Raw genomic sequence first — 15184 nt, 5'->3', positions numbered from 1 at the left:
CGCCAGGCCCGGATCGCACGGACTCTTCCTACTGAAAGTAGGACGTGCTCTGGTAGCACCACTGACGCCTGACGAGGAATCATCTCCCTCGCGACGAGAAGTACAGTACCAGCTCCGTGATCAGTCACCGAACCGGAGGCGAACCCCGCATGACGAGCGCTCAACCCGAGGCCACCCCGTACGCCGACGGACGGCTCATGGACGTGCACCGCGCGCCCGCCGGCACCGCCGGGCCCGCGCCCGTCGTACTGCTGTGGCACGGCCGGGGCCCCGACGAGCGCGACGTGCTGCGGCCGCTCGCCCGGGAGGCCGCCGGGCTCGGCCTGCTGGTGCTCGTCCCGGACTGGCGCTCCGACCGGCCGGACGGCGGCCGCGCCGAACTGCTCGCCTCGCTCGCCCACGCCCGCCGCACCGCCGCCGCGTACGGCGGGGACCCGGACCGCCTGGTCCTGGCCGGCTGGTCGCTGGGCGGCCGGGAGGCCATAGCCGTGGCCACCCACCCCGACACCCCCGCCGAGCGGCGTCCCATCGCCGCCGTCGGCATCTCCTCCAGCTACGCCCGCCCGGCGATCACCACCGGGGACGCCCCCCTCGACCTGCTGGCCGAGCAGCCCTCCCCCGTCCCGCTCTGGCTGGTCCACGGCACGGACGACGGGGTGCTGGACATCGAGCACACCCGGCGACTGAGCGCTGCTCTGACAAGGCAGATGTCGGCGGTACGGGTTCTCGAACCCGCCACCGACCACGCGGGCGTCATCATGACCGTGTACGACGCCGAGGCGGACCGCTGCCTCCCCACCACCGCCGAAGCGGTGCTGCGCGCCGGCCGCCGGACCGCCGCCGTCCTCGCCGAGGCCGCCGGGCTGTCGTAGGTAGCGGCACAGCGGGCAGGGCGAGGCCTACCGCCCCGCGACGAGGGAGCGCAGGCCGTGGCCGCGTTCCATGGCCTCCAGGTCGCGCTGCAGCGGCGGCCGGGGGACGGCCAGGACGGGGCAGCTCGCGTGCCGGACGCAGTAGGCGGTGACGGAGGGGCGCAGCGCCCGGGAGAGGCAGCCTCGGCTGCTGCCCGCGCCGAGGACGAGCAGGTCGTCGGGGTGGTCGGCGAAGCGGACCAGGGTGTGTCCGGTGTCGCCGCGGACGACCTGGCAGCGCAGCCGGACTCCGGCGTAGCGGCCGGCGAAGGCCTCGTCGAGGGCTTGCCGGAGCCGGGCGACGGCCGCGTCGCGGCCGGCGGTGATGGCGGCCGGGCAGGGTGTGCGGCGGTAGCCGATCTCTTCGCCAGGCGAGGTCCAGCAGAGGAGGGCGAGGACCTCGGCGTCGGTGCGGTGGGCTTCGGCGACGGCGTGGTGGAGGGCGGCGAGGCTGCCGAGCGAGCCGCTGACGCCGACGACGATCCGGCCCGCGCGGTCGGCCCGCTCCGCTGCCCCGTCCGCGCCGGATATCTCGCTGTCCGCCATGGTTCGCCCCGCCTCTCGGTCCGTACCGCCGTGCCGTGCTGTCGTCCTCCAGCAAAGCGGGCCGGCACCGCACCTCCGGCGCCCGTTGACACGCCTCTGACGCGCGCGCGGGTGTTCCGTACGTGTCCCTGATGCCCCGGGGTCGCTACGACGCGGTCCGGTACGCCTCCAGGTGGTCGGCCAGTTCTGCGGGGTGGCCGAGCGTGGGGCAGTGGTCGCCGGGTATCACCGCCACCACGTCGTGGCCCCGCCGGCGCAGTTCGGCCTCCAGCAGGTGCCGGTACCACGGGCCGGACGCGGCCCCGGGAATCAGCACGTACGTAGCCATCGTCAGTGACCTCTCGGCAGCGCAACGGGCAGTCCGGACATCCTCGTCCATCCTCGTCACGGCACTCTGGTGAAGACCGACCGTTTCCCGGCGTGAAACGGCTCGCCTACCCCTCCGGTGGTTCGGCTTCCCAGAGGTCGGCGAACATCCGGTCCAGGTGTTCCTCGCCGATCGGGGGGACCGGCAGCGGGTGGGTGGCCTGGGTGCGGAAGCCGTCGAGGAGCAGGGCGAGGTAGCGGCGCCAGAGGTCGGGGCGCAGGTCGGTGGTGGCGGGCAGGGCGCGGCAGAGCGGGCCGAGCAGGAAGAGCAGGTCCATGGTGACCACGTCGCGCCGCATGGTGCCCTGGTCCTGGGCGCGGGCGATGAGGGCGCCGACGGTGGCGGCGTTCCGGCGGCTGATCTCGATCATGCCGGGGATGGTGGGGATGGCCTGGGTGACGAGGTCGTTGATGCCCCGGTCGGCGGCGACGAGTTCGAAGATGCGCTCGAAGTAGTGTTCGAGCGCGGTCCAGGCGTCCTCGGCGGCGAGGGCTTCCTCGCCGGCCCCGGCCAGGCCGACGGCGGCGTCGGCGAACACCTCGCCGATCAGCGCCTCGCGGGTCGGGAAGTGGCGGTAGAGGGTGGCGTTGCCGACGCCGGCCTCCTTGGCGATCTGGTCCAGCGGGACGTCGAGGCCGTGCCGGGAGAACATGCCGCGGGCGGCGGCGAGCAGCAGGTCGCGGTTGCGCTGGGCGTCGCGCCGGAGCCTTCCCGGGGGGTTCGCGCTGCTCGGTGCCATGTCCCGACCCTAGCAATCCCGGGGGCGGGCGGTCGGGCGACGGTCAACTACCCTACGGAGGCGTTGATTCCGCGAGGGGTCCGGAGCGGCCCGCGAGGGGCCCGCGAGGGGCCGCGGTGAGTCGAGGGGGCGGCCATGGCCGAAGTGGTGGAGTTGCGGTACTACCCGCTGAAGGGGTGCGCCGGGGTCGAGGTGGCGCGGGCGGAGCTGACTCCGGCGGGGCTGGCCCACGACCGGGCGTTCATGGTGGTGGACGAGGACGGGGTGTTCCGCTCCCAGCGCCGGGACCGCCTGCTGGCCACGGTCCGCCCGACGGTCGGGGAGGACGGCCGCCGGCTGACCCTCGACGCCCCGGGTGTGGAGCCGGTGGCCGTCGCCGTGGACACCGAGGGTCCGCGCCGGGCGGTGCGGCTGTTCGGCGCCCCGTTCTTCGGGATCGACCAGGGCGAGGAGGTGGCCGGCTGGCTGTCCGGGGTGCTGGGTGTCCGCAGCCGGCTGGTCCGGGTGCCGCCGGAGCACGACCGGGTGACCGACGGGCTGGTACCGGGCACGTCCGGCTACGCCGACAGCTGCGCGGTGCACCTGCTGTCCCGCGCGTCGCTGGAGCGCTTCAACGCGCTGAGCGGCGGACTCCCCGTGCCGGCAGACCGGTTCCGCCCGAACCTGGTGGTGGACGGCTGGGACGAACCGCACACCGAGGACCTGGCCCGCCGGATCACCGTGGGCGGCGCCGAGTTGGCCTATGCCAAGCTCGCGATCCGCTGCTCGGTGACGCTGGTCGACCAGTCGACGGGCGCGAAGGCCGGTCCGGAGCCGCTGCGGACGCTGGCCGGCTACCGCCGGGCGGCGGTCGGCGGGGTCGCGTTCGGCAGCAAGTTCGCGGTGCTGCGGCCCGGCACGCTGCGGGTCGGGGACGAGCTGGTGGTGGACGCCTGGGGGCCGTCCGAGCTCTGAGGCCGGTCGCGGCGGGCCGCCGGGGCGGGCGGGGGCCGCCCCTCGGCGATCCGGCGATCCGGCGGGCCCGTCGTTCCGGCGGCCCCGGCGGAGACGTGCGCCGGGGCCGGGAGGGGCGTGGGGCGCGTGTCAGCAGCCCTGGTCGATCAGCGAGAACGTGACGTAGTGGTCACCGGTGTAGTAGTCCTCCTGGGTCGCCTGGCCGGTGATGATCCGGCGGGTGCCGCGGGTCGGGGCACCGGGCGTGATGACGGTGTACTCGTGGTAGTAGCCGTTGGACTGGCTGGGCAGGACGTGCTCCCTGTTCTGGAACACGACGCCGTCCTGGGAGTACGGGAACGGCCCGTCGGTGGCGATCAGGTTGAGGGTGTCGGTCGCCTCGGGCGGGAGGGCGGACAGACACACCGTGCCGCTCACGTCGGCGTGCGCCTCGGTGGCGACGGCGACGGGCGCGAGGGTCATCAGGGCGACGGCGGTGACGGCGGCAGCGCGGGTCTTCCACGCGCGTAGAGTGCGGGTCATGTCCACCAGTGTGACCAGCCACCGACAACTCCGGAAGCCCTGCGACAAACTATTAACCGACGGGTAACTCACCTGTCTGACCAGCGACTTGAGCCGTATCCCAGCTCCGACCCGAGCCCGGCCGGCGCCGTCCACGAACCGCCCGCACACCCCATGGGTCGACCGCCGTCGAACTAGTGACCCGACCGCAGTCGGCCTCCTCACAGCTTCCTCACGTTCGCTCCCCGCTCCAGTCGCGCCGCATAGAGTGACGGATCATGTCGGACCGGAACGACCGCTGACGGGGTGGGCATGAACACGGGGACGAACACGAGCGCGGGCACGGGACCGCACCCGGCCACGGCCACGGGCGCGCCGCTGACCGCGCGGCAGCTGATCGGACTGCTGGTCGACCCTGGCGCCTTCCAGGGCTGGGACGAGCCGCCGGCCGACCCGCCCACCGACCAGGCCGACCCGGGCTACCGCGCCTCGCTCGACCGGGCCCGCGCACGCACCGGTCTCGACGAGGCCGTCCTCACCGGTGCCGGCCTGGTCGGCGGGCGGCCGGTGGCGCTGGTCGCCTCCGAGTTCGGCTTCCTCGGCGGCTCGATCGGCGTGGCCACCGCCGAGCGGATCACCCGCGCCGTCGAGCGCGCCACCGCCGAGCGGCTGCCACTGCTCGCCCTGCCCGTCTCCGGCGGGACGCGCATGCAGGAGGGGTCGGCGGCCTTCCTGTGCATGCTGCGGATCACCGCCGCCGTCCAGGCGCACCGCGCGGCCGGTCTCCCCTATCTCACCTATCTACGGAACCCGACCATGGGCGGGGTCTTCGCCTCCTGGGGCACGCTCGGCCAGCTGGTGTTCGCCGAGCCGGGCGCCCGGCTCGGCTTCCTCGGCCCGCGCGTGTACGAGGAACTGCGCGGCGTGGAACTGCCCCCGGACGTGCAGCGGGCGGAGACGCTAGCCGGACGCGGCCTGGTGGACGCCGTCGTGCCGCCGCAGGACCTGCGCGAACTGGTCCGCCGCACGCTCGCCGTCCTCGCCACCACCGCGCCCGCCCCGGGCAGCGCGGACACCAGCGGCACCAGCGGCACCGGCGCCCCCGGTCCCGGCCCCGGCCCCACCCCCGACGGGGCCGCCGAACACCCCGACGCCTGGGACTCCGTCCGTCGCACCCGTCGCCCCGACCGCCCGGGCACCCGCGAGCTGCTGCGCCACACCGCCGAGGAACTGGTGCTGCTGGACGCCCCCGGCAGGCGGGACGGCGCGCTGGTCCGCGCCCTCGCCGTCCTCGGGGGTCGGCCGGTCCTGGTGGTCGGCCAGCAGCGGCAGACCCCGGAGCACGAGCGCCCGTTCACCGCCGCCGACCTGCGGGCCGTCCGGCGCACCGCGCGGGTGGCGGAGCAGCTGGGGCTGCCGCTGGTCACGGTCGTCGACACGGCCGGGGCCGAACTGTCCGCGCAGGCCGAGCTGGACGGGATCGCGGTCGAGATCGCGCACTGCCTGACCACCCTGCTGGCGCTGCGCACGCCCGTCCTGGCGGTGCTGCTCGGCCAGGGCTCGGGCGGCGGCGCGCTGGCGCTGCTCCCGGCCGACCGGGTGCTCGCCGCCGGGCACGCCTGGCTGGCGCCACTGCCACCGGAGGGCGCGTCCGCGATCGTCCACCGGGACGGCGGGCACGCCGCCGAGCTGGCCCGCTCCCAGGGCATCGGCGCGGGCCACCTGGCGGAGGTCGGGCTGGTGGACGAGGTGGTCGAGGAGCGGCCGGACGCGGCGGACGAGCCGGAGGCGTTCTGCGCGCGGCTGGGACGGGCGGTCGGTGCCGCGCTCGGCGGGCTGGCGGCGCTGCCGGAACCGGACCGCCTCACGGCGCGGGCCCTGCGTCACCGCCGGCTCGGCGACCTCCGCTGAACCCCCCGGTGGGGCCCGCCGATCTCCGCCGGTCTCCGCCGGGGCCCGACGGTCTCCCCCGGGCCCCCACGGGTGTGGCGCCGGTCTCAACGGCGGCGAGATCGTCTGTACCCAACGTGCCGGCGGCAGACCGGCGGGTGACGGCCTCAGCGGCCCAAACGGTGAGTGCGCTCACACCGGAATGCGGTCCACGACGGGCGATAGTGACAAGTCCCGGGCACCCGCGCCCCGCCCCGCCGACGGGGCGTTCGCACAGGTCACCACCGGTCGGCGCGCTCCGCGCAACCGACCCTTCGAATCCACGGCGGCCGCCCCCCGTACGACCGGGGGTCGTAACAAGGGGGTCTTGGCGACGCCCGATCCGGCATGCCAACAATGGCTCAGTCGTCAGCCGCACCGGCACCTGTCCCGCCGGTAGCGACTTACTGCCAGGTCACGCCCCACGACCATTTCGGCCCCTGTCCGGCCATGGTCCAAGGCGGGGCGTGACCCGGCCCAACCCGATTGAGGTCTTGTTCTTCATGCCCACTTTCAAGCTCCGTATGCGCACTTCCGCCGCGATTCTCGCCGGCGCCGCCGGTCTGACCGCCCTGGGCGCGGGTGTGCTGCCCGCCACCGCGAACGCCGCCACCCTGTCCCCGCAGGCCGTGGCCGCCCAGATCGTCCCGGCGAACCAGCTGGCCTCCTTCAGCCAGATCATCGCCCACGAGTCCAGCTGGAACGTGACCGCGACCAACGCCAGCTCGGGCGCGTACGGCCTGGCCCAGGCGCTGCCGGGCTCCAAGATGGCGACGCACGGCTCCGACTGGAAGACCAACGCGACCACCCAGATCAAGTGGGCGCTGGACTACATGAACTCCCGCTACGGCAGCCCGAACGCCGCCTGGACCTTCTGGCAGGCCAACCACTGGTACTAAGCCGACCACCTCGGCTCACCGGACTCCACCCGCATCCTGACCACTCCCCCCTCACCCCGGGGGTCGGACAGGGATCACCGGGGTGACCCCAGAGGGCCCGGGCCCGCGCGATCCGCGTGGCCCGGGCCCTCTCGTGGTTCCCGCACACCGCTCGCGGGTCTCGCGGCGCCTCCCGCCGTTCGCCCGACCCGCCCCCGCCTCGTCCGGCCCGCCCCCGCCTCGCCTGGTCTGCTCCCGCCTCGCCCTCACCTCGTCCGGACGCCCGGGCCGCGCCCCGTCGCTCAGAGCTCGCCGGTGAGCCCGAGCAGTTCCCGCATCCGCGCGTACTTGGCGGCCAAGCGCTCGGCGGTCGCGGCGTCCAGCGCGGCCAGCCGGGCCGGGTCCGAGTTGTGGGCGAGGTCGGCACGCTTGACCAGCAACGCGCCCGGCGTGGCCAGGACCCGCGCGGTGTACGCCTCGACCGGCTCGTCGGGGCGGCGGGTGAGCGCGTCCACGATCGTCTTGGTGGCCTCGGACAACGCGGCCCCCGCCAGCCACTCCCGGCTCAACCGGTCGTCCTCGACGGTGTCGTGCAGCCAGCCCGCCGCGATCTGGGCGTCACTGCCACCGCGCGCGGCCGTCCCGTGTGCGACCGCCGCGATGTGCTCGCCGTACGGGTGGCCGTTCTTGTCGACCTGCCCCTCGTGCGCGCGGCGGGCGATCGCCTCCACCTCGGCCAGGCTCAGGTACTCGGGTTCCATCGGCGCGTTCTCGGGCTCCATCGGCTCATCGTAGGCCCGTGGTCTCCCCGTTCACGCTCACTGGTTTACTGCCCCGGGGCGGGAGACCCCCGGCCCACCCGGCAGACCGTCCGAGCGATCCGAGGAACCATGCCATCCCTGCACCCCCTGCTGTCCGGATTCGCCCCGATCTGGACGCTGACCGGGGTCGGCTACCTGGTCGGCCGGACCGGGCTGCTCGGGCCGCACGCGGAGCCGGTGCTCAACCGGTTCGTCTTCCACGTGGCGATGCCGGCCTCACTGTTCCTGATGATCGTCCGCACCCCGCTGGACCACTTCGCCAACCCCTCGATGCTCGCCTTCACCGCCGGCACCGTCGTCTCGATCGGCCTCGGGCTGCTCGCCGGGCGCCTGCTGTTCCGGCGCAAGACCGGCGAGTTGGCGATCGGCGCGATGGCCTGCGGGTACGTCAACTCGGCCAACCTCGGCATCCCGGTGGCGATGCAGCTCCTCGGTGACGCCTCCTTCGTCGCACCGGTGGTGCTGTTCCAGATCCTGGTGGTCACGCCCGCGGTGCTGGCCGTCCTCGACGGCGGCGCGGCCGGCCGCCGGGCCCTGCTCACCCTGCCACTGCGCAACCCCATCCTGTTGGCCACCGCGCTCGGCGCCGCCGCCTCCGCCTGCGGGTTTCACCTGCCCGCCGAGCTGAACCGCTCCTGCGAACTGCTCGGCGGCGCCGCCGTGCCGACCGCCCTGGTCGCCCTCGGCATGTCGCTGCACAACCGCCCGCCGGCCACCGGCCGTTCGCGCCACGCCGAGGTCGGGCTGACCGTCGCGGTCAAGACCCTGATACAGCCGCTGGTCGCCTTCGCGGTGGCCGGCCCGCTGCTCCACCTCCCCGCGCACCAGCTCCTCACCGTGGTGCTCTTCTCCGCCCTGCCCACCGCGCAGAACGTCTACGTCTACGCCCGCGAGTACGGCCAGGGCACCGGGCTCGCCCGGGACTCGGTGCTCTGGTCGACCCTGGCGTCGATGGCGACCCTGTCGGTGATCAGCTGGTCCCTCGCCGCGTAGCCGGAGCCTTCCGGAGAGGTGACGACCACCCGTACACGGCACGACAGTTGTCCCCCACGAGCCGTACAAAAGCGGGGAACCGGGGCCCTCGTCGGACTCCCGGTGGAATGCTGGCGCCCATGAGCCAACCGGACCTTCGTTCCGCAGAGTTCCACCACTGTCCGTCCGTCGTCACGCTGCCGCAGACGGACGTGGACCACTACAACACCGTTCCGCGCGGTGCCTTCCTGATCGATCCGCGCCTGCGCTGCGACCTCGCCGGCGGGCACGGCGGCACCCATTCCGCGCTGGTCCAGGGCGTCGGCTTCGACCTGCACTGGGCGTCCTGGCCCGAGTACCTGGTCGAGGTCGGGCCGCGCTGCCCGGTCGTCGGCCCGTACGAGGGGCCGGAGCCGCCGCGCGACCCCAACATCTGCCTGCTGCGCGAGGACCACCCCGGGCCGCACTACGGCGAGACCTGGTTCTGACGCCCTGCCGGTCACTCCCCCAGACCGGTGGTGCCCGCCGAGTTCGATCCCCATGCCTCCCCGGGCCGGCCGGGGTCACCACCCGACCGGCCCGGGCGGCGTCCACCAGCCGGATCAGCCCCGGCCCTTCGCCGAACACAGCCGCACCCACCACGCCCCCGGGTCGCCGAGGCCGCCCGCCGCACCCTGCACCCCGTCCGGAGCGGCGGTCGCCGTCCTACCGGGCCTCCCGCCGCCGGCGGCGGATTGGCCCGAAGTCGCCAGCGTCGCCAAATCCCTTGTACCGCGCTCGACTTGGCGCTGGCAGACCGACGCCGCCACGTCGGCCCACTCACACCTCACGGAGCAGCCATGCCCGCGTTCGTCCGACGCCTCGCCCCCGCGGCGGTGCTCGCGCTCACCGCGCTGGCCGTCACCCCGGGCAGCGCGCCCGCCGTGGACCGTGACGGGCCGGCCGTCGCCGCCCCGGCGGGCGAACACCCGGGGCTGACCTGGACCGCCCTGGAACAGCGCGCCGGTGTGGTGCACGTCGGCACCGACGGCGCCAGCAACCCCTACCTCGGGGACACCGCCGCCGACACCGAACTGCCGGTGCTCTGCCTCCACCAGGACGGCCGCCCGGCCCCCACCGGGATCCCCACCGCCGGCTTCCACAGCTGGGCGGGCGGGGAGGTCGCCACGACGGCCCCGACGGCCGGGTCCGACCTGAGCGGCCGGGACGACGCCGACGGGCTCTGCGAGGACTCCTTCGGCGCCGGCTGGCGAATGGCCGAGTTCCACGACGGGCAGGGCTGGTCGCTCTGGGCGGCCGGCACCCTCCCGGCGGGCACCCGGTTCTGGACGGCGATCAACGACCAGCCGGCCAACCCCTGGTCCTGACGTCCGCGTGGTCCCGGGCCGTCCCGTGCGAGCGCGGGACGGTCGGCGGGGGCGAGGATCAGTAGATCAGGTACCCCGGGCGGTGTCCTTCGTCGTCGATCTCCCCGGTGGCCTGCGCCCGCAGCTTGCGGGACAGCTCCTCCAGGGCTCGGGAGGCCGCGACCTCCTCACCGATCCTGGCGAGCGGGCGGTCGTCCGTGCTCTTCATCGACTCCCCGTGGGCGCGCAAGCCCGGCGCCCGCGCACCGGTCAGCCTGGCCTCGCACGCCGTGTGCACTCCGTCTTCCTCGAAGCTCAGCTCCACGTCCCACTGGTTGTGCATGCCACACCTCCTGGCAGCGGCCCCCTCGCGCCTGTCCGGACCGGCACGGACGGTGAGCCGTGGCGGCCGCTCACACCAGCGTGCGCCCGTCCGGCCCGTGGCGGCAAGCGGGCCCGGCCCGGGGCTGCCGACCCGGCCCAGGAACCAGTTCCCCCACCACGGGTCTCCCGGCCGCGGCTGCTCTCCGCCGCCGGCCGGGCCGCGTCGCCGCCCCGGCGGTACGCTGACGGGAGCGCGCCGCGACCGCCGACCGAACCCGGACCCGCCGGCGCGGCGCGGGCAGTGACAACCGGGTGGTCCCTCCGTGGCGGTCTTCCTCCTCGCCCTCGGCGCCGCCTGCTGCCTGGGCCTCGGCTTCGTCCTCCAGCAGCACGCGGCGCAGCGGGCGCCCCGTGCCGACCTGCTGCACTGGCGGCTGCTCCTGGACCTGATGCGGATGCCCGAGTGGCTGCTCGGCACCGGGTTCATGGTGTGCGGACTGATCCTGTCCGCGCTCGCCCTCAACCAGGGCGAGGTCTCGCTCGTCGAGCCGCTGCTCGCGACCAACCTGCTGTTCGCCATGGCGCTCTCCCGGGTGCTGACCCGCCAGACCCTCGGCCGCTCGGGCTGGGCCGGGGTGCTGCTGCTCGGCCTCGGGGTGACGGCGTTCATCGTGGCCGGCCGGCCCACCGGCGGCGGTGCGCCCGCCGGGGAACTGCGGCACTGGCTGGTGGTCGGCACGGTGGTCGGGCTGACCCTGCTACTGGTCTCGTTGGCCCGGCGGCTGCCGCTGTTCGAGGAGGCCACCCTGCTGGCCCTCGCCGCCGGTCTGCTCTACGGCCTCCAGGACGCGCTGACCCGCACCACCACCCAGCGCCTCGACCACAGCGGGCTGGACGCGGTGCTGCGCAGCTGGCAGCCGTACGCGGTGGTGGCGGCGGGCGTGGTCGGGCTGCTGCTGGTGCAGAGCGCCTTCGAGGCCGCGCCGCTGCGGATGTCCCTGCCGGCGCTGACCGCCGCCCAGCCGCTGTCCGGGATCGCCTGCGCGGTCGGCTTCCTCGGCGACCGGCTGCGGGTCACGCCGGGTGCGCTGGCCTGGCAGTCCGTCGGACTGCTGGCCATCGTGGTCGGGGTGATCGTGATCGGCCGCCACCCGGCGATGCCGGGCAGCGTCCGCGAAGCCCCGGAGAGCGTCGGGGCGCCACCGGAGGACGAGCGGCCCGAGGAAGGCCCCGGAGGCCGTCCGGGAAACGGTCCGGCCTGACTACCGGTGCCGGAGCGTAATTCGCTTGACCGGGCCACGGGTCAACGCTGCACTGTGGCGAGGCACACGGGCCGTGGTGCCGTCGTCATCCAAGGGAGGAAGCGGCAGCGATGGAGATCCGTCCGACAACCGATCAGGACCTCGACGTCTACGTCGACACGCTCCATGCCGCGTTCGGGCTCTTCCCGGAAACCCCGGCCGACGGCGGCGGGCTCTGGTGGTCGGCGACCGAGATGGACCGCAACCTGCTCGCCGTGACGGCGGACGGGCGGCCCGTCGGCACCGCCGGCGCGTACACCTTCGAGCTCACCCTGCCCGGTGAGGCCCTCGTCCCCACCAGCGGGGTGACCGGCGTCGGCGTCCTGCCCTCGCACCGGCGCCAAGGCGTGCTCACCGCGATGATGCGGCGCCAGCTCGCCGAGTTTCGGGCCCGCGGGGAGTTCCTCTCCGTACTGCTGGCCTCCGAGGCCGTGATCTACCGCAGGTTCGGCTACGGACCGGCGACCTACACGCAGCGGCTGACGGTGCCGCGCCATCAGGCCGCCTTCGCCCTCCCCCGGGCGCGCGGAACGGCCGACACTGCAGCGCCCGGCCCGGGCACCGGCTCGATCGAGCTGCTGCGGCGGGCCGAGTGCGGCGAGATCCTGGAAGCGGTCTACGACCGGTACCGCCGCGCACAGCCCGGCGCACTGTCCCGGCCGCACCGCTGGTGGGCCTTGGGCGCGGGCCGGCCCCCGGTCTCCTCGGCGTCGCGCTACGTCGCCGTCCACCGGGATGCCGACGGTGTCCCGGACGGCTACGCCTGCTACTCGCTCGGCGACGGCACCTTGACGGTCGACGAGACCATCGCCACCGACGACGCCGTCGCCACGGCCCTGGCCCGGTTCGCGCTCGAACACGACCTGGTCTCCCAGGTCGTGTTCAAGCACGTTCCGTCCGACCACCCGCTGCGCTGGCAGCTTGCGGACTTCAACGCCGGCGAGGGGAGCAGCAGCACCGACTGGCTCTGGGTGCGGCTGCTGGACGTCCCGCGGGCGCTGACCTCGCGCGGCTGGTTCGTGGACGGCGAGCTCGTCCTCGACGTCGACGACCCGTTCCTCGGCGAGCACGGCCGCTACCTGCTGACCGTCCGGGACGGGAAGGCCGAGTGCGTCCCGACGGACCGGGAGCCCGACCTGTCCCTGGACGTGAGCGACCTGGGTTCGGTCTACCTCGGCGGCACCACCCCGAGCACGCTGGTGCGGGCCGGGCACATCCGGGCCCACCGCCCGGGCGCGGCCGCCCTCGCCGACGCCCTCTTCAGCGCCGAGCGCGCCCCGCACTGCCTGCACTGGTTCTGACCAGCTGGTTCTGCCCGACTGGTTCTGACCGGCTGGTTCCGCCCGCACGCTCGCCTCGCCGCCCCTGTGCGACAGGCTTACGGGCGCGCCGGGACCGACGCGGGCGCAAGCTCGGGCTCCGTCGCCGGCTCAGGCCCTGTCCCCGGCTCGGGCTCGGATTCGGGCTCCGTCACCGGCTCGGGCTCCGCCTCGTCGGCGGTGCCCGTCCGGCCGCGCCGGCGGTCCATCTCACGCCACTCCGGCCGCAACCCGGCCAGGTTGGTGGAGGCGAAGTAGAGGGCGCCGCCCGCGACCAGGGTGGGTATCAGCCCGACGAGGCCGACCGCTGCGCCGGCCAGCAGGCCGCCGAGCGGGATACCGGCCCAGGCGAGGGAGTCGCCGAGGGCGTGGACGCGGCCGAGCAGGTGGCGGGGCACCCGCTCGAAGAGCACCGCGCCGAGGATCGGGTTGAGGAAACCGCCGCCGAAGCCACCGACCGCGAAGACCGTGAGCACCACCCACAGCGGCGCGCCGCACGCGAGCACCAGGAAGCGCGGGGCCCCGACGAGCAGGAAGCCGGCGAAGAACACCGTCCGGCGGGGCAGCCGGTGGGCGACGGCCGCCGCGATCAGGCTGCCGACGACCGCCGTGATCCCCCCGGCGGTGCCGGTCAGCCCGATGGCGGCCGGGCCGTTCCCCGACTCCCGCGCCCAGACCGGGAGGAGGACCGTGATGAACCCGGCGTCGAGCAGGTTGGTGATGCCGACCAGCACCGTCACGGTGAGCAGCAGCGGATCGGAGCGCAGGAAGGTGAAGCCCTCGCGGAACATCCGCCAGTAACCCACCGGTTCGGCCCCGGACTCGGCCTCGGACTCGGCCCCGGCGACCTGCTCGCCGACGGGTGCCAGGGCCGCCGCGCGCCCCATCCCGCGCGGCAGGGCGAAGACGATGACGAGGGACCCCAGGGCGAAGGTGGCGGCGTTGAGCGCCAGCCCGGCCAGCGGGCCCATCAGCGCGACCAGCCCGCCACCGACCGCCGGACCGACCGTGGAAGCCAGCCGTTCGGTGACGCCGGAGAGACCGGTGGCGCGCTCCATCGGCACCCGGGCGCGGTCGGCGGCCTCCGGGACCATGACCGACTTGGCCAGATCCCCCGGGCCGCGCATCGCGCCGATCACCGCGACCATCGCCAGCAGCACCCCGAACGGCAGCAGCCCCAAGGCGTGCAGCAGCGGGACCAGCCCGGCCGCGACGGCGCTCACCAAGTCCGTCGTCCAGGACACCACCCGCGGCCCGAGCCGATCGACCAGCGGCCCGGTCAGCGCCTTGACCAGCACGTACGGCGCCATCTCGGCGAAGGCGACCAGGCCCGTCATGGTGGCGCTGCCGGTGGTGGCCAGGACGAACCAGGGCAGGGCGATGGCCGAGACACGCGTCCCGGTGATGGAGACGGCCATCGCGGAGAGCACCCCGACCAGCGGCCGGAGGCTACGCGCGGGCGCGTCGGCGACGGTGGTCATCGGGACCCCGCCTCACCGGTGTCGGTGTCGGTGTCGCTGTCGCTGTCGGTACCAGCGCCGGTGTCGGTATCGGTGTCGGTACCAGCACCGGTGCCGACGCTCGCGTCGGGCAGCACGTGCACGACCACGGAGACCCGCTCGGTGCCCTCCGGGGTCGGCCCCTCCGCGTCCAGCGCGCGGTAGCGCCGCACCACCGCGGACAGCTCAGCGGCCAGTTGCTCGGCCTCCTCGGGGGTGAGCTGCAACAGCACGTCGCTGAGGCCGACCGCCTTGCGCCACTCCCGCGGCATCGTCTCGAAGGCGTCGACCGACCGCTGTGCGGTCAGGGCGTGGGCGGTGAGGACGGACCGGAGGAATCCGACGGCCGTGTCGGGCTCCTCGTCGGCCATGTCGTCACCCGTCCAGACGGTGAACTTGTGGGCCGCACGCCACCACCGCTCACGGGCGTTTCCGCGCTCGGGATCCTCCTCGACGAAGCCCGCGGCGGCGAGCTGGCGGAGGTGGTAGCTGGTCGCCCCGGAATTGAGCCCCAGCTGCTCGGCGAGCCTGGTCGCCGTGGAGGGGCCGTGCTTGCGCAGCAGCCCGACCAGCTGCATGCGCACGGGGTGGGCCATCGCCCGCATGCCCTTGGCCGTGAGGACGATGTGGGGGTCATCGCTGTGCATCCAGCCGCGTTCATCGGTCATGGCAGGAGCGTAGAACCGCAAAGACATCTTTGCAAAGGGTTTTTTGCGAAGAAGTCTTTGCGGTGAGCGACAGGGTCGCGAAGGGCCGCGCGCCGACCGTCCGCCGGCC

17 protein-coding genes are annotated in these 15184 nt (G+C 74.4%); 9 read left to right on the top strand and 8 right to left on the bottom strand.

All coding sequences use genetic code 11. The features are described from left to right. The first annotated feature begins 149 nt into the window (after positions 1-149). Positions 150-872 carry an alpha/beta hydrolase gene (locus AB0O19_RS19335; protein WP_363620913.1) on the top strand — a complete coding sequence of 241 codons (723 nt, stop codon included), beginning with the start codon at positions 150-152 and terminating at the stop codon, positions 870-872. Between the two features lie 27 nt (positions 873-899). Here AB0O19_RS19335 and AB0O19_RS19330 read toward each other — a convergent pair whose 3' ends face one another. From AB0O19_RS19330 to AB0O19_RS19320, 3 genes are all read right to left on the bottom strand, one after another. Further along, on the bottom strand, positions 900-1457 hold the full coding sequence (locus AB0O19_RS19330; protein WP_363620911.1) for a universal stress protein: 558 nt from the start codon (positions 1455-1457) through the stop codon (positions 900-902). Positions 1458-1602: 145 nt separating this feature from the next. Next, positions 1603-1785, bottom strand: a complete 183-nt coding sequence (locus AB0O19_RS19325) for a hypothetical protein (protein ID WP_363620909.1) — start codon at positions 1783-1785, stop codon at positions 1603-1605. 106 nt (positions 1786-1891) lie between these two features. Next, positions 1892-2563: a helix-turn-helix domain-containing protein gene (locus tag AB0O19_RS19320; RefSeq protein ID WP_363585239.1), complete on the bottom strand. Its 672-nt coding sequence runs from the start codon at positions 2561-2563 to the stop codon at positions 1892-1894. A 135-nt stretch (positions 2564-2698) separates the two neighbouring features. On the opposite strand from AB0O19_RS19320, the gene AB0O19_RS19315 reads away from it, so the two are divergent. Then, complete coding sequence (locus AB0O19_RS19315) at positions 2699-3517, top strand: MOSC N-terminal beta barrel domain-containing protein (protein ID WP_363620907.1); 819 nt, start codon at positions 2699-2701, stop codon at positions 3515-3517. A gap of 129 nt (positions 3518-3646) precedes the next feature. Here the strand turns inward: AB0O19_RS19315 and AB0O19_RS19310 are convergent, their stop codons facing one another. Further along, the gene (locus AB0O19_RS19310; RefSeq protein ID WP_363585315.1) at positions 3647-3979 is read right to left on the bottom strand and encodes a ribonuclease; all 333 of its coding nucleotides are present in this window, start codon (positions 3977-3979) and stop codon (positions 3647-3649) included. A 351-nt stretch (positions 3980-4330) separates the two neighbouring features. On the opposite strand from AB0O19_RS19310, the gene AB0O19_RS19305 reads away from it, so the two are divergent. Further along, positions 4331-5929, top strand: a complete 1599-nt coding sequence (locus AB0O19_RS19305; RefSeq protein ID WP_363620905.1) for a carboxyl transferase domain-containing protein — start codon at positions 4331-4333, stop codon at positions 5927-5929. A gap of 542 nt (positions 5930-6471) precedes the next feature. After that, positions 6472-6846 carry a transglycosylase SLT domain-containing protein gene (locus AB0O19_RS19300; protein WP_350879079.1) on the top strand — a complete coding sequence of 125 codons (375 nt, stop codon included), beginning with the start codon at positions 6472-6474 and terminating at the stop codon, positions 6844-6846. A 281-nt stretch (positions 6847-7127) separates the two neighbouring features. Here AB0O19_RS19300 and AB0O19_RS19295 read toward each other — a convergent pair whose 3' ends face one another. Then, positions 7128-7607 carry an HD domain-containing protein gene (locus tag AB0O19_RS19295; protein WP_363620903.1) on the bottom strand — a complete coding sequence of 160 codons (480 nt, stop codon included), beginning with the start codon at positions 7605-7607 and terminating at the stop codon, positions 7128-7130. Between the two features lie 108 nt (positions 7608-7715). Here AB0O19_RS19295 and AB0O19_RS19290 point away from each other — a divergent pair, with 108 nt between their 5' ends. The 3 genes from AB0O19_RS19290 to AB0O19_RS19280 all read left to right on the top strand — a co-directional run bounded on the left by AB0O19_RS19290 (position 7716) and on the right by AB0O19_RS19280 (position 9985). Further along, positions 7716-8639, top strand: coding sequence for an AEC family transporter (locus AB0O19_RS19290; protein WP_363620901.1), 924 nt, complete (start codon positions 7716-7718; stop codon positions 8637-8639). A gap of 119 nt (positions 8640-8758) precedes the next feature. Further along, entirely contained in the window at positions 8759-9106 is a 348-nt protein-coding gene (locus AB0O19_RS19285) for a hypothetical protein (protein ID WP_363620899.1), read from the top strand. 351 nt (positions 9107-9457) lie between these two features. Next, positions 9458-9985, top strand: coding sequence for a hypothetical protein (locus AB0O19_RS19280; RefSeq protein ID WP_363620897.1), 528 nt, complete (start codon positions 9458-9460; stop codon positions 9983-9985). 58 nt (positions 9986-10043) lie between these two features. Here AB0O19_RS19280 and AB0O19_RS19275 read toward each other — a convergent pair whose 3' ends face one another. After that, a complete protein-coding gene (locus AB0O19_RS19275; protein WP_063350242.1) occupies positions 10044-10307 on the bottom strand; it encodes a dsRBD fold-containing protein in 264 nt (87 codons plus the stop codon). Positions 10308-10611: 304 nt separating this feature from the next. Between AB0O19_RS19275 and AB0O19_RS19270 the strand changes: the two genes are divergently transcribed. Beyond that, a complete protein-coding gene (locus tag AB0O19_RS19270) occupies positions 10612-11550 on the top strand; it encodes a DMT family transporter (protein WP_363620895.1) in 939 nt (312 codons plus the stop codon). A gap of 110 nt (positions 11551-11660) precedes the next feature. After that, complete coding sequence (locus tag AB0O19_RS19265; RefSeq protein ID WP_363620893.1) at positions 11661-12890, top strand: GNAT family N-acetyltransferase; 1230 nt, start codon at positions 11661-11663, stop codon at positions 12888-12890. A 77-nt stretch (positions 12891-12967) separates the two neighbouring features. Here AB0O19_RS19265 and AB0O19_RS19260 read toward each other — a convergent pair whose 3' ends face one another. Further along, positions 12968-14389, bottom strand: a complete 1422-nt coding sequence (locus AB0O19_RS19260; protein WP_363620891.1) for an MFS transporter — start codon at positions 14387-14389, stop codon at positions 12968-12970. Next, the gene (locus AB0O19_RS19255; protein ID WP_363620889.1) at positions 14386-15075 is read right to left on the bottom strand and encodes a winged helix-turn-helix domain-containing protein; all 690 of its coding nucleotides are present in this window, start codon (positions 15073-15075) and stop codon (positions 14386-14388) included. The genes AB0O19_RS19260 and AB0O19_RS19255 overlap by 4 nt, the downstream gene beginning before the upstream one ends. Between the last annotated feature and the right edge of the window lie 109 nt (positions 15076-15184).

This window comes from Kitasatospora sp. NPDC091276 (assembly GCF_040684355.1).
Classification (GTDB): domain Bacteria; phylum Actinomycetota; class Actinomycetes; order Streptomycetales; family Streptomycetaceae; genus Kitasatospora.
This window is presented reverse-complemented; position numbering and strand designations above follow the sequence as displayed.

Excerpts from the sequence above, each read along its gene's own strand:
- AB0O19_RS19335 (WP_363620913.1), top strand. The coding sequence starts at position 150 with ATGACGAGCGCTCAACCCGAGGCCACCCCGTACGCCGACGGACGGCTC.
- AB0O19_RS19330 (WP_363620911.1), bottom strand. The coding sequence starts at position 1,457 with ATGGCGGACAGCGAGATATCCGGCGCGGACGGGGCAGCGGAGCGGGCC.
- AB0O19_RS19325 (WP_363620909.1), bottom strand. The coding sequence starts at position 1,785 with ATGGCTACGTACGTGCTGATTCCCGGGGCCGCGTCCGGCCCGTGGTAC.
- AB0O19_RS19320 (WP_363585239.1), bottom strand. The coding sequence starts at position 2,563 with ATGGCACCGAGCAGCGCGAACCCCCCGGGAAGGCTCCGGCGCGACGCC.
- AB0O19_RS19315 (WP_363620907.1), top strand. The coding sequence starts at position 2,699 with ATGGCCGAAGTGGTGGAGTTGCGGTACTACCCGCTGAAGGGGTGCGCC.
- AB0O19_RS19310 (WP_363585315.1), bottom strand. The coding sequence starts at position 3,979 with ATGACCCTCGCGCCCGTCGCCGTCGCCACCGAGGCGCACGCCGACGTG.
- AB0O19_RS19305 (WP_363620905.1), top strand. The coding sequence starts at position 4,331 with ATGAACACGGGGACGAACACGAGCGCGGGCACGGGACCGCACCCGGCC.
- AB0O19_RS19300 (WP_350879079.1), top strand. The coding sequence starts at position 6,472 with ATGCGCACTTCCGCCGCGATTCTCGCCGGCGCCGCCGGTCTGACCGCC.
- AB0O19_RS19295 (WP_363620903.1), bottom strand. The coding sequence starts at position 7,607 with ATGGAGCCCGAGAACGCGCCGATGGAACCCGAGTACCTGAGCCTGGCC.
- AB0O19_RS19290 (WP_363620901.1), top strand. The coding sequence starts at position 7,716 with ATGCCATCCCTGCACCCCCTGCTGTCCGGATTCGCCCCGATCTGGACG.
- AB0O19_RS19285 (WP_363620899.1), top strand. The coding sequence starts at position 8,759 with ATGAGCCAACCGGACCTTCGTTCCGCAGAGTTCCACCACTGTCCGTCC.
- AB0O19_RS19280 (WP_363620897.1), top strand. The coding sequence starts at position 9,458 with ATGCCCGCGTTCGTCCGACGCCTCGCCCCCGCGGCGGTGCTCGCGCTC.
- AB0O19_RS19275 (WP_063350242.1), bottom strand. The coding sequence starts at position 10,307 with ATGCACAACCAGTGGGACGTGGAGCTGAGCTTCGAGGAAGACGGAGTG.
- AB0O19_RS19265 (WP_363620893.1), top strand. The coding sequence starts at position 11,661 with ATGGAGATCCGTCCGACAACCGATCAGGACCTCGACGTCTACGTCGAC.
- AB0O19_RS19260 (WP_363620891.1), bottom strand. The coding sequence starts at position 14,389 with ATGACCACCGTCGCCGACGCGCCCGCGCGTAGCCTCCGGCCGCTGGTC.
- AB0O19_RS19255 (WP_363620889.1), bottom strand. The coding sequence starts at position 15,075 with ATGACCGATGAACGCGGCTGGATGCACAGCGATGACCCCCACATCGTC.